The organism is Novosphingobium flavum (assembly GCF_014230315.1).
Taxonomy (GTDB): Bacteria; Pseudomonadota; Alphaproteobacteria; order Sphingomonadales; family Sphingomonadaceae; genus Novosphingobium; species Novosphingobium flavum.
In genome coordinates this window covers 101227-113411 of record NZ_JACLAW010000012.1, presented here as the reverse complement: position 1 = coordinate 113411, position 12185 = coordinate 101227, and the positions used below count along the sequence as shown (strand labels likewise).

Below are 12185 nucleotides of genomic sequence, written 5' to 3'. Positions count from 1 at the left end.
GACCGATGGTGCCCGTGAAAAAGTTTGCCCTGACCCTTGGCGCCGGGCTCGCCGCGCTGGCCCTGCCCGCTCTCGCGCAGGCGCAGGTGACCAAGATCAAGTCCAACCCCGCCGCCTTCATCCTCGATGCCGCCGATGTGAAGGCCGGCACCGACATGATCTTCGTTTCGGGCCAGCTCCCCTCGCCGATCGATCCGGCCAAGCCGATGAGCGAGATCAAGTCGATCGACGACTATGGCGATTCCAAGGTCCAGACGATCAGCGTGCTCGGCAAGATCAAGAAGATCCTCGAGGGGCGCGGCTATGCCATGGGCGACGTGGTCAAGATGACCCTGTTCATCGCCGCCGATCCCAAGCTGGGCAAGATCGACTTCGCCGGGGTGAACGAGGGCTTCAAGCAGTTCTTCGGCACGGCCGAGAACCCCTCGACCACTGCGCGCTCCGCCTTTCAGGTGGCCAACCTGGTCGGCCCGAACTTCCTGATCGAGATCGAGGCGATCGCCGCCAAGAAGGAGTGAGCCGAAGCCGAAGCCGGAGCCGGGGCGAGGCCCGCCGGCTCCGGCTTCCCGCTGCTTACTGCCCGATGGCGCGGATCGCGATGGCGGCGGCGGCGGAGCGGGTCTCGACGCCCAGCTTCTCGTAGATCCGCTCAAGGTGTTTCTGCACAGTGCGCGGGGATATCTCGAGCACCAGCGAAATGTCGCTGCTGGCCTTGCCATAGCTCACCCAGAGCAGGACCTCGGACTCGCGCTGGGTCAGGCCGAGCCGTTCGCCGAGGCGCAGGACGTCCCGCTCGGGGTTAAGCTCGTTGAGGCGGATCAGCACCTCGTTCTCGCGGTATTGCGCCACGACCACCAGTTCGAGCGAGCCCGCGCCGCGCAGGTCGATGCGGGTCGTGGCGCCGGACAGGTCCGGCCGGGCGAGGAGATTGCCGACAGGATCGCGCAAGGCTGCCGGCAGAGCGCCGGCCGCACGGTTCCAGCCGCCCGCGACCCGATCGATCACCTGTTCGGCGCCCGGGGTACACCACAGAAGGTTGCCGTTGCGGTCGGTGGCGACCATCTGGCGGCCGGTGGCATCGAGCGAGGCGACGCTGGCATGCATCGCCCGGCCCTGCGCCATGTGAACGCGCAGGCGGGCGAGCAGTTCGGAATGGTTGACCGGCTTGCGCACATAGTCGGTCCCGCCGACCTCGAAAGCCTCGACCACGTGCTCGCTCTCGGTCAGCCCGGTCATGAAGATCACCGGCACCCCGGCCCAGGCCGGGTTGGCCTTGATCCGCACCGTGGTCTCGAACCCGTCGAGCCCGGGCATGACCGCGTCGATCAGGATCAGGTCGGGGATGATGTGACCAAGCAGATCAAGCGCGCCCTGACCTGACGTGGCGACCAGAACCGAGATTTCCGCGGCTTCCAGCACCGCGGTCAGCATCCGCAGGGTATCGGGCTCATCATCAATCACAAGCACGGTATCGGTGCGACCCGGACCCTGCATCAGGCGACCTCCTCTTCAAGCAAGCGGCGCATCCCGGCCAGGTCGAAACGATCAAGGCAGCCGAACAGCCGGGCGGCCAGCTCCTGTGCGGCACCCCCGGTTTCGCCGAGCTGACGAATTTCGGCCTCGATGCCCCGAACATAGCCGATGCGCAACAGTTCACGCAGCCGGTCGAGGTGATCGCAGGCTTCCTGGCCCAGCGCGCTGGTGGCGGCGGGCGAGGCGATGTGGGGCAGGTCCTCGCGCGGCTGCTCAACCTTCCAGCTCAGTTCGAGCAGGCCGCCGATGGTCTCGGTCAGGACCGCGAAATCGACCGGCTTGGTCAGGAAGAAGTCGTGCACCGGGTGATGGAATTCGGGGCGGTGGAATTCCGAGGCATTGGCGGACAGCATCAGGATGCGCAGGTCCGGCCCGCCCATTTCACGCAGGCCCAGCGCGGCCTCCCAGCCGGACATGCCCGGCATCGAGATGTCGAGTATGGCAAGGTCGAAGCGGCGGGCTCCCGCGAGGGTCAGCGCGGTCTCGCCATTGGGGACGGCGTTGACCGCGAAGCCGAGCCCGACCAGCAGGCGTTCGAGCAGGTCGCGCTGCTCGGCTTCGTCGTCGACCACCAGGATCGAGCGGCGTGCGCCCTCGTAGCCGGAATGGCGGACGGGACTGCTGGCCTTCTCAAGGCTGCCGGCCACTTCGCCGAGCATCATCCGCACCCGGAAGCAGGTGCCCTGGCCGGGCTCGCTCTCCACCTCGAGCGTGCCGCCGAGGATGTCGACGATCGCGCGCGAGATCGACAGGCCGAGCCCCGCGCCGGGCATCTTCTGCTTGCCGGCATCATCGCCCCGGTCGAACGGATGGAACACGCGCTCCAGCTCTTCGGGGGCGATGCCCGGGCCGGTATCGACGATCTCGAAGCTGGCGATCTGGCCGGAATAGCGCACGGCGAAGCGGACCTCGCCGCGATCGGTGTACTTGATCGCGTTGGATATGAGGTTGATCAGGACCTGGCGCAGGCGGCTCGGGTCCATCCGCACCACTTCGGGCAGCCGGGCCGGCGGGGCATAGACGAAGTCCAGCCCCTTGGCCGCGGCAGACGGGCGCATCATCGACACGATCTGTTCGAGGAACTGGCCGAAGCGCACGTCCTCGCTGCGCACGCGCAGGACCCCGTGCTCGACCTGCGAAACATCGAGCAGGCCTTCGACCAGGCTGGTCATGTGTTCGGCGCAGCGGCGGATCACTTTCGCCGCCTCTTTCGCACTCACGCCCTCGTCGCGCTCGACCAGCTGGGCATAGCCGTAGATGGCGTTGAGCGGGGAGCGGATCTCGTGGCTGACGTTGGCGAGGTAGCGGCTCTTGGCCAGGTTGGCGATCTGGGCGGCGCGGAAGCGCTCGGCCTCGGCGATGGCGCGCGAGGCGGCGAGCTGGCTTTCCTGCTGGATGCGGAAGGCGCGGTGAGTCATCGTCGCGGCCACGCCGATGACGATCAGGGCCAGCACGTCGAGCACGTGGAAGGCGGTATCGTCGCCTTCGTAGCCCACTTCGGCCATGGTCAGGATCACGAGGACGAGGCAGGCCATCACCGTGCCGAAAAAGCCCAGCCGCTCGACCCTGCCGGGTGAGAGCGGCAGGCGCCGCATCGGCCCGTTCTGTTCGATTGGCAGTTCGATCGCTGTCATGAATTTGCGCCCCCGGCGCTGGTGCCCGCGCCGTTCTTGGTTCCGTATCATGCTGCAACGCAAAATTCACATTGGCAAGGGCCGATCGCACCCGGAGGTGGACGAAACTGCGACACACCTGCAAACGATACTGGCAACACCCCACTACAAGCCCGGCGTAACACCCTGTTTTCAGACCGCGATTTTCGCGAGTCCCGGCACCTTGCGGCCAATTCCGCAGCCTGACTGAACTTTGGTCCGGCTTGACCGCGCGGTCACGAGTTGCGGCGATGGGCGATTCGTCCCGTCCGTCTGTGCAGGCGCAGCAGGCGCGCCGGTCAGGCCCGAGGGGGCCCTACGGCGCGCCGGGCGCGGGCAGATCGATCCGCCCAAGGGCAGCACTGTCGGCCGGCAGCGGGGCGCCGCCCGGGCGATAGCCGTTGGCCTTGAGGATATAGGCAATGACCTTGGCGTCCTCTTCCGGCGGGAGGCTGCCCGGGGCAAACTGCGGCATGGCCCGGCCGAGATAGTCGTAGAGATCGCCGACCGGACGGCCCGCCCAGTTGGCGACGAACTTGCCGGTGAGCGCGGGGGTTTCCAGCGTCCCTTCGAGCTGCCGGCCGTGGCACATGGCGCAGCGCATGCCGTAGACCCGGGCGCCTTCGGCGGCCTGGCTTTCGGAATAGAGCAGGCGCGGCGCAGGCTGCGCGGCGGCGGCAAGGGCAGCCCCCGCCCCGGCGGCGGCGAGCGCGAGGAAGCCAAGGCCGAGAGCAAGGCCGAGAGAAGTCCGCTTCATGGCTCAGGCTCCCTTCAGGACAAGCGCGGGGGCCATGATGCGCAGCCCCTCCTCGATCCCGGACCGGTCCGGCAGTTCCATCGAATCCCCGACGCCGAGCATCTCGCCGATATCCGGGTTGTTGTTCTGGACCACGACGCCATCGCCCTTGGAGAGCATCGAGACGTTCTTGTAGCGCACCCCGTAATTGGCGTCGGGCTGGGGGACGAGCCAGCCGGTCTGCCCACGCACGGGGATGATGGTCCTGTCGCGCCACAGGTCGCGCGCGGCATAGCCGGTGCAGTTGATCACCACCTTTTCCGCCAGCTGACCATATTCGGCCGGGGAGTGGAAATCGCGGTTCACGAACCGGCCGCCGCCCGCGAAGAACTCGCTGAGCAGGGTGTGGGCATAGCTCGCGAAGTTGAAATGCATCTGCGAGGAGCGCTGAGCATAGGGCAGCGCGAAGGGATTTTCCTCGGCGGGCACGTCGACCGCCTGGGGCACGATGTCCTTGATCCGGTCGGACAGGTGCATGAATTCGGAATTCTGCACCGGCACGCCCTTGGTGGCGTAGCTATCGGTAATCGCCGGATCGGGCGGATAGTGGCGCTTTTCGATCGGCGTGTCGGACAGGCCGTAGGAATCGTGGAATTCGACCGGATTGCCCGGCAGGCCGAGATACGTGCGGAAGGTCTTCCAGCTGAGCCGTGCCATGGTCTCCCACAGATCGCCGAAGGCCGGGCCGGCCGGCTCGGTCAGGGCAACGCGCGAATCCGGGGTGAATGAGCCGCTGGCGCGGAACGAACGACTGCGCTGGATCATGTCGCGGGCATAGATCGTGACCCTGAGCCCGGCGCGCTGGGCGACGACCGCCGTGGTCAGGCCGATGATCCCGCAGCCGACCACCGCGATCTCCCTCGGCAGGACCGACAGCGCCTTGCCCACGGCCACTTCGGCCGAGCCCCAGGACAGCGACCAGCCGCTGCCGCCGTGGCCGTAATTGTGCACGACCAGCGCATTGCCGATAATCTCGGCGGCGAGATTGGGCCCGGCCGCGCGCAAGGGTCGGATGCAGCACTTGACGTCGATCAGCTGGTCGAGCGTGCCGCGCATCGGATGGAGCAGCGGCCGCTTGCCCGGCTCGCGCGGAGTGGGCGGCGGGGCCGAGACCAGCGCGGCCGGCGCCGGGGCGCAGGCCTGCAGCCCCGCGAGCAGGGCGGCGCCGGAGCCGCCCTTGAGCATGGTCCGCCGGCCAAGCAGCGCCATGCCGTCACGGCCGGGAGAACTGGGGCGGCCGGAAGAATAGGCGTCGGACATGCACGGCCCCTCGGTTGCGTCGGGGCAAGGTTCCCCTGCGGGCGCGCGCTGCCAATGGCGCAGATTGCGTATTGGGCCCGCCGGGTGGGGGGGTGATGGTGACGCCCTTGCCAAGCGCGAAGAATCATGTTGCACTGCAAAAAACAAAGGACGGGTGTGACGCGATTCCCCATCTTGGCCGGTGCAATCCTGGGCGCTGCCCTGATCGCCGCCGCGCCTGCGCAAAGCCAGCAATTCCGGGCTGATCAGGCCGAATTCCTCGATCTCTACAAGGAACTGGTCGAGACCAATACGACCGCTTCGGTTGGCAACTGCACCCTTGCTGCAACGCAGTTGCAAGCGCGCCTGAGCAAGGCCGGGTTCACCCCGGCCGAGATCACGGCCTTCGCGCCTGCAGAAAACCCGAGGCATGGCGGCCTCTCCGTCGTCTGGACCGGAAGCGATGCGCGGCTGGCCCCGCTGCTCCTGCTCGCTCACCTCGACGTGGTGGAGGCGAAGCGCGAGGACTGGGAGCGCGATCCGTTCAAGCTGGTCGACGAGGGCGGCTGGTACTTCGCGCGCGGATCGACCGACGACAAGTCGCAGGCGGCGATCTTTGCGGACACGATGATCCGGCTGCGCGCGGGCGGATTCAGGCCGCGCCGCACGCTCAAGCTGGCGCTGACCTGCGGCGAGGAAGGCGGGGCCGGATCGATCAACGGCGCGGGTTGGCTGGCCGAGCACCGGCCGGACCTGCTGCAGGCCGGCTTCGCGCTCAATGAGGGCGGACCGGGGCGGATGGCGGCCGATGGCGGCCCACTCAGCCTTGGGGTGCAAGTGGGAGAGAAGGCGACGCGGACCTTCACCCTCGAGACCTTCAACAAGGGCGGGCACAGCTCGGTGCCGGTGCGCGACAATGCGATCTACCAGCTGTCCGACGCCATGCTGAAGGTGCGCGAGCTGAAATTTCCGCTGCGCCTGACGGCGGTGACGACGCGCTATCTGGCGATGATGGGCAAGATCCTGCCCGCGCCGATGGGCCCGGCCATGCTGAGGCTTGCGGCCGATCCGGGCGACGGAGCGGCGGAGGCGGTGGTATCGTCCGACCGCTCGTTCAATTCCATGCTCCACACGACCTGTGTGGTGACCATGGTCGAGGGCGGCCATGCCACCAATGCCCTGCCCCAGCACGCGAAGGCGACGGTCAATTGCCGGGTCCTGCCGGGCGACAGCGTGGAGGAGACGGCGGCGGCGCTGCAACGGGCAATCGGTGATCCGGGGGTGAAATTCACCGCCGCATCGCGTGAGCGGACCCTGGCCGTGCCGCCCGCGCTCGATCCGGCCGTGATCGGCCCGATGGAGAAGCTGGCGAAGAAGCACTTCCCCGGCGTGCCGCTGGTGCCGATGATCTCTCCGGGAGCGACCGACAATACCTTCCTCGGGCCGCTCGGCATTCCGGCCTACGGGATTCCCGGGCTCTGGGTCGATCCGGAGACGGTGGGCACACACGGGCTCAACGAGCGGGTCTCGAAACAGGCGCTCTATCGCGGGCGCGACTACATGTTCGACCTGATCAAGACCTACGCGGAGGGCGCGAAGTGAGCGAAGCCCCGGCATCCTTCAAGGCCGGGGCGACGACGCGCCGGACGTTTCTCGCCGGAGCCGCCGCCGTGGCGGGCGGCGCGGGGGCCCCGGGCATGGCCTGGGCCCTGCCGGGGGCGGAAGAACAGCTGGGTCGGCTGTGCGACAAGCTGTGGCAGGAGCAGCTCAGGCGCTCACCGGAACTGGCGACGACCTACGGCGCCGACAGCGGCGAGAACGTGGGCCTGCGCGGCAAGCTTGACGACTGGTCGCGCGGCGGACGCGGGGAATGGGTCGACTGGGCCAAGGACAACGTCAAGCGCCTGACCCTGATCGACCCGACCGCCCTGCCCCAGACCGCTCACGTCAACCGCGCGGTCCTGCTCGACCATTATGGCAAGATCGCAAGGCTCGGCGCCAAGTACCGTTTCGGCGACGGGGCCGCCTCGGGCCCGGTTTCGCCCTATGCGATCAGCCAGCTGACCGGGCCCTATCGCGCGGTGCCCGACATGCTGGAACAGCGCCACGCCGTGGCGAACAGCGCCGATGCCGAGGCCTGGCTGGCGCGGGTTTCCGCCTTTGCCGGGGCGCTCGATGCCTCGACCGAGGCGTTCCGGATGGACATGGGCGCGGGGATCGTGCCGCCGTCTTTCGCGCTCGATGCCACGCTGATCCAGCTGGGCAAATTGCGCGGGCCCGAGCCGGCGGCCAACAGCCTTGCCGCCGCGCTGGCGAGGAAGGCCACCGCGGCCGGGCTGGCGGGGGACTGGGGGGCCAGGGCCGCCGCGATTGTAGAGCGCGTGGTCTATCCCGCCGTCGATCGCCAGATCGCGGCGGTGACCGCGGCGCGGGTACGGGCGACGGGCGATGCGGGTGTGTGGAAGCTGCCGCAGGGGCAGGAATTCTATGCCGATGCGCTGGCATGGCAGACGGCCTCGAGCCTCAAGCCCGCCGAGGTTCACGCCATGGGGCGCGAGCAGGTGGCCGCGATCAGTGCCGAGATGGACGCCCTGCTGGGAGGGCTGGGCCTGACGCAGGGCACTCTGGCCGAGCGCATGGCCGCACTGGGCAGCCGCGAGGGCCAGTCCTTCCCCGAGAGCGATGCGGGCCGGGCCGCGGTGCTGGAGGTCTTTGCCGATTCCATCGCGCGCATCCGCCCGCGCCTGCCGGAACTGTTCAGCGCGCTGCCGCCCGCCGCGCTGGAGGTGAAACGGGTGCCGGCAGCGCTGGAGCAGGGCTCGGCGCTGGCCTATGCGCAGGGCGGCTCGCTCGACGGGACAAGGCCCGGCGCCTTCTTCGTCAACCTGCAGAACGTGAGCGAGTGGCCGCGCTTCTACATCCCGACCGTGGCCTTTCACGAGGGCATTCCCGGCCACTTGTGGGAAGGGGCGACCGCCTCGGCCAATCCCGGCATTCCGGCGGTGCGCAAGCGGGGGACGCGCTATCCCGCCTATGCCGAGGGCTGGGCGCTCTATGTCGAGCAGGTGGTCGACGAGATCGGGTTCTACGAGGGCGATCCGGCGGGCCGGCTGGGCTATCTCCAGTCGCAACTGTTCCGCTCGGCCCGGCTGGTGGTCGATACCGGCATCCATCACCTGCGCTGGACCCGCGACCAGGCGGCGGCCTACATGACCCAGACCACCGGACAGGCGGCGAGCGGGATGCGCCGCGAGGTCGAGCGCTATTGCGTGACGCCGGGTCAGGCCTGTTCCTACAAGGTCGGCCAGATGGAATGGCTGCGGCTGCGGGCCCTGGCCCGGCGGCTGGCGGGCTCCGCCTTCGACCTCAAGCATTTTCACCAGCTGATCGAACTGGGCCGGGCGCCGTCCGCGGTGATGGAGGAGGTGGTGACGGCGCGCTTCAACAAGCGGCTTTCGGTGCTGGCGATGCGAACTGCGTGATGCGCTGAGCGCTCTGGCTAGCTGTCCCGCGCGGCCTGTTCGAGCAGCGACTGGAGGGCGAGCGGCGCGATCGGCTTGGCCAGGACCACGATCCCCTCGCCCGCCGCGCGCACGGCAAGGCCCTCGTCAGGCGAGGCGGTGACGAGCAGGCGCAGGCCGGCCCGCGCCCCCAGCCGCCGCAGCAGGGACAGGCCGTCTTCTCCGCCGAGGTGGTGATCGGCGAGGGCCACGCTCCACCGGCCGTCGCCGGGCACGGCCTCTGCCCGGTCGAGCGCGGTGACCGCCCCGCCCCAGCGCTCGATCAGGGCACGGGTTCCGAGCAGCACGTCGGGCTCGTCATCGATGCACAGCACCGTCAGCCCGCCGAGGTCGAGCGGACCGATCCGCGCTGCCGGGCGCCGCACCAGCACGGGCGCGGTCTCGGGCACGGACAGGGCGAAGACGCTGCCCTGCCCCGGCACGGAGCGGACGGAGAGCGGGTGACCCAGCACCTGGGCAATGCGCGAGACGATCGAGAGGCCGAGCCCGGCCCCGTCGGCCAGGGCGCGCCCCTCGGGCAGGCGGCTGAATTCGCCAAAGGCATCGGCCAGCTTGTCCGGCGAAATGCCGATCCCGCTGTCGCGCACCTCGAACCGGACGAGACCGCCCGCACCGCGCCGGACGGCCAGAACGACCCGCCCGCTCGCGGTATAGCGCAGGGCATTGACCAGCAGATTCTGCAAGACCGACCGCAGCAGGTCGCGGTCGGTCGCCACCCAGCGGGTGGTGGGCAGGGCGACCAGCGCAAGGCCCCGCGCGGCGGCCTGGGCGGCGAACTCCTCCGCCAGCGAGGCGATCAGGGCCCCGGCCTCGACCGGCTCCACCCGCGGACGCAGCACGCCGGTTTCCAGCTGCGAGAGATCGAGCAGGGCGCGGAGCATGCGGTGCGCCCCGTCGACCGCCATGTCGGCCTTTTCCAGCAGGCCCTGCAGGGCCGCGTCGCTGCGCGATGCGACCAGCGCATTGCCGATGAACAGGCGCGCGGCATGGAGCGGCTGGACGAGATCGTGGCTGGCGGCGGCCACGAAGCGGCGCTGGGCGCCGGTCGCCTGTTCGGCCACCTGCTTGGCCTCGCCCAGCGCGGCATTGGCCTCGCTCAGTTCGCGGGTCCGCGCAGTCACCCGCGCCTCGAGCAGTTCGTTGCTCTGGGCAAGGATCTGTTCGGCCTGCTTGAGATCGGTGATGTCGGCAATGGTGACGAGATAGTCTTCCTCACCGAGCGGACGGCCGGACAGGCCGAGCGTGCGCCCGTCGGCAAGGGCCACTTCCCGGTCGACCGGGCGGCGCAGGGCGAAGCGGCCGGCCTCGGCGATGATCCGCTGCCGCAGCGGATCGACCGCGCGGTCGGCCGGCAGGGCGGCGAGCAGGTCGTCGAGCGGGCGGCCGACGTGGACCTGTTCGAGCGGCACTCCGAGCAGGGCGAGGCAGCGCGCGTTCCAGGCGATCAGGCGCAGGGCCGGGTCGATCACGCTGACGCCCTGCGGCAGGGTGTCGAGCGTGGTCTGGAGCAGTTCGCGGCTGAAATGGACCGCGTGGCCGGCCTCGTCGAGGATCTGGCTGATCTCGGCGGCGTCCTGGCTTTCCTCGGCAAGGGCGATGGCGATCATGTTGCGCGCCGAGCTGGCGCCGATCACCCCGGCCAACGCCCGCTCGGCCGCGCGGATCGCCTCGGGTCCGGCCGGGCGCTCGTCCGCCCAGAGCTCGGGCCGGGGGCCGGTCGTGCGCTCGAGCAGGGCGCGGCGGGCGGCGCCATCGCCCAGGAACTGCGCGAGCAGGCGGTGCAGGTCGCCCATGGTCGCGGCGATGCGGCGGGCCCCGTCGCCCTCGGCCCCGCGCGGGCTGAGCACGAAGCTGTTGGCCTGGATCGTGTCGACCAGCCGCGGGCGGACCCGCAGCGAGACCGCGACGTACAGGCCGATGTTGAGCAGCAGGCTGAAGATCACCGCGACATCGCCAAGCGGGGTCTCGCCGCGCGGCCAGAGCAGCAGGGCGGCCGAGAGGCGGGTGCCGCTGCCGAGGAGGGCCGGCGCCGCGAGGGCGAGGAGCCAGACCGCCATGCCCGCGCAGATCCCCGCGATCGCCCCGTGTGCGTGGCCGCGCCGCCAGTAGATCCCGCCAATCAGGGCCGGCATCAGCTGGGCGAAGGCGGCCAGTGCCATGGCGCCGAGCTGGGTCGGCGTGGCCAATTCGCGGGTGGCGAGGAAATAAGCCCAGGCGAGCGCGCCGATCAGCAGGATCGTGCCGCGCCGGACCCGCAGGATCATCTGCCCCGCGTTCCAGCGCGGCCACCGCCCCGCGCCGTAGTGGGAGCTGTAATGGGACAGGAGCGGCAGGACGATCTCGTTGGACACCATCGCCGAGATCGCCGTGGTCTCGACGATGACCATCGCCGCGCCCGAAGAGAACCCCCCGAGCAGAGCCAGCAGCGCGATCCAGCGCGGCCCGTGCGCGAGCGGGATGCCCATGACCTGGAGGTGCGCCGCCATTCCCGCATGGCCAAGTCCGCTGCGGATCGCGGCGGCGATGACCAGCGTGGCCGCCGCCCAGGTCAGGAAATAGGCGGGCACGATCCAGATCGCGGCGCGCGCGTCGGCGGGCCGTTCGAGCGTGACGAAGCCGAGGTGGAACTGGCGCGGCAGGGTGAAGGCGGTGAGCGTGCAGAGCAGGGTCAGGGTGACGAAGGACCCGTTGAGCGCGGGCAGCGGCGGCGGGATGGCGGCGATGAGGGCGCCAGCTCCCCCGCTTTCAAGGACGAGGGTCAGGCTCAGCCCGGCCACGCCGAGCAGGCCGACCAGCTTGACCACCGATTCCGCCGCGATGATCGTGACGAAACCCCGGTTGTGCTGGGTGAGGCTGGGGCGGCGCGCGCCGAACAGGATGGCGAAGAGGCACAGCACGGCGACCAGCCCCAGCGCCGCCGCCTCGTCCGGCCCGGTCTTGCCGCCGAGCGCCTTCCAGACCTGGACCAGGATCGAGACCTGCAGTGCGACATAGGGCAGCGCCCCCAGCGCGGCGACGACCGTGACCAGAGTGCCGAGCAGGCGGCTCTTGCCGTAGCGCGCGGCCAGGAAGTCGGCCAGCGAACCGACGTTTTCCTGCTTGGAGAGAACCGCGATGCGCCGCCAGACCGGATAGCCGAGCGTGACCGCGATCACCGGGCCCAGCGCGTTGGCGAGGAACAGCCACGAACCGGTGCTGGTCTCGCCCACCGCGCCGAAATAGGTCCAGGCCGAACACAGCGTGGCGAGCGACAGGCCGTAGAAGGCGCTGCGCAGGCGCGGCCGGGCGGACAGGAGCGGGCGGCGTTCGGCCAGCCAGCCGATCAGGGCGAGGAAGGCGAGATAGCCCGCCAGCAGCAGGGCAATGACTGAACCCGCGGGCATGGCCCGGCTTCTATCACGCGGCCCCGGCCCCGGCAAAACCCCGCGGTCGGGGCTGGTGCCG

Annotated in this window: 8 protein-coding genes; 3 read left to right on the top strand and 5 right to left on the bottom strand. The window is 69.7% G+C overall.

Annotation, left to right across the window (positions count from 1 at the left end; genetic code table 11):
* Positions 1 to 5 precede the first annotated feature (5 nt).
* Positions 6 to 518, top strand: a complete 513-nt coding sequence (locus H7F51_RS15135; protein ID WP_185665145.1) for a RidA family protein — start codon at positions 6 to 8, stop codon at positions 516 to 518.
* Between the two features lie 55 nt (positions 519 to 573).
* On the opposite strand, the gene H7F51_RS15130 is transcribed toward H7F51_RS15135, so the two are convergent.
* From H7F51_RS15130 to H7F51_RS15115, 4 genes are all read right to left on the bottom strand, one after another.
* The gene (locus tag H7F51_RS15130; RefSeq protein ID WP_185665144.1) at positions 574 to 1494 is read right to left on the bottom strand and encodes a response regulator; all 921 of its coding nucleotides are present in this window, start codon (positions 1492 to 1494) and stop codon (positions 574 to 576) included.
* Entirely contained in the window at positions 1494 to 3167 is a 1674-nt protein-coding gene (locus H7F51_RS15125; RefSeq protein ID WP_185665143.1) for an ATP-binding response regulator, read from the bottom strand. Before H7F51_RS15125 ends, H7F51_RS15130 begins: the two co-directional genes overlap by 1 nt.
* 334 nt (positions 3168 to 3501) lie before the next feature.
* Positions 3502 to 3942 (bottom strand): c-type cytochrome, encoded by a 441-nt coding sequence (locus H7F51_RS15120; protein WP_185665142.1) that lies wholly within the window; start codon positions 3940 to 3942, stop codon positions 3502 to 3504.
* A 3-nt stretch (positions 3943 to 3945) separates the two neighbouring features.
* Positions 3946 to 5241 (bottom strand): FAD-dependent oxidoreductase, encoded by a 1296-nt coding sequence (locus H7F51_RS15115; RefSeq protein WP_221774171.1) that lies wholly within the window; start codon positions 5239 to 5241, stop codon positions 3946 to 3948.
* A gap of 174 nt (positions 5242 to 5415) precedes the next feature.
* Here H7F51_RS15115 and H7F51_RS15110 point away from each other — a divergent pair, with 174 nt between their 5' ends.
* Positions 5416 to 6822, top strand: a complete 1407-nt coding sequence (locus tag H7F51_RS15110) for a M20/M25/M40 family metallo-hydrolase (RefSeq protein ID WP_246448580.1) — start codon at positions 5416 to 5418, stop codon at positions 6820 to 6822.
* Positions 6819 to 8702, top strand: a complete 1884-nt coding sequence (locus tag H7F51_RS15105) for a DUF885 family protein (RefSeq protein WP_185665140.1) — start codon at positions 6819 to 6821, stop codon at positions 8700 to 8702. The genes H7F51_RS15110 and H7F51_RS15105 overlap by 4 nt, the downstream gene beginning before the upstream one ends.
* A 17-nt stretch (positions 8703 to 8719) precedes the next feature.
* Here H7F51_RS15105 and H7F51_RS15100 read toward each other — a convergent pair whose 3' ends face one another.
* On the bottom strand, positions 8720 to 12124 hold the full coding sequence (locus H7F51_RS15100) for an ATP-binding protein (protein WP_185665139.1): 3405 nt from the start codon (positions 12122 to 12124) through the stop codon (positions 8720 to 8722).
* Positions 12125 to 12185: the final 61 nt, after the last annotated feature.

Coding starts and splice junctions, on each gene's coding strand:
- H7F51_RS15135 (WP_185665145.1), top strand. CDS start 6: ATGGTGCCCGTGAAAAAGTTTGCCCTGACCCTTGGCGCCGGGCTCGCC.
- H7F51_RS15130 (WP_185665144.1), bottom strand. CDS start 1,494: ATGCAGGGTCCGGGTCGCACCGATACCGTGCTTGTGATTGATGATGAG.
- H7F51_RS15125 (WP_185665143.1), bottom strand. CDS start 3,167: ATGACAGCGATCGAACTGCCAATCGAACAGAACGGGCCGATGCGGCGC.
- H7F51_RS15120 (WP_185665142.1), bottom strand. CDS start 3,942: ATGAAGCGGACTTCTCTCGGCCTTGCTCTCGGCCTTGGCTTCCTCGCG.
- H7F51_RS15115 (WP_221774171.1), bottom strand. CDS start 5,241: ATGTCCGACGCCTATTCTTCCGGCCGCCCCAGTTCTCCCGGCCGTGAC.
- H7F51_RS15100 (WP_185665139.1), bottom strand. CDS start 12,124: ATGCCCGCGGGTTCAGTCATTGCCCTGCTGCTGGCGGGCTATCTCGCC.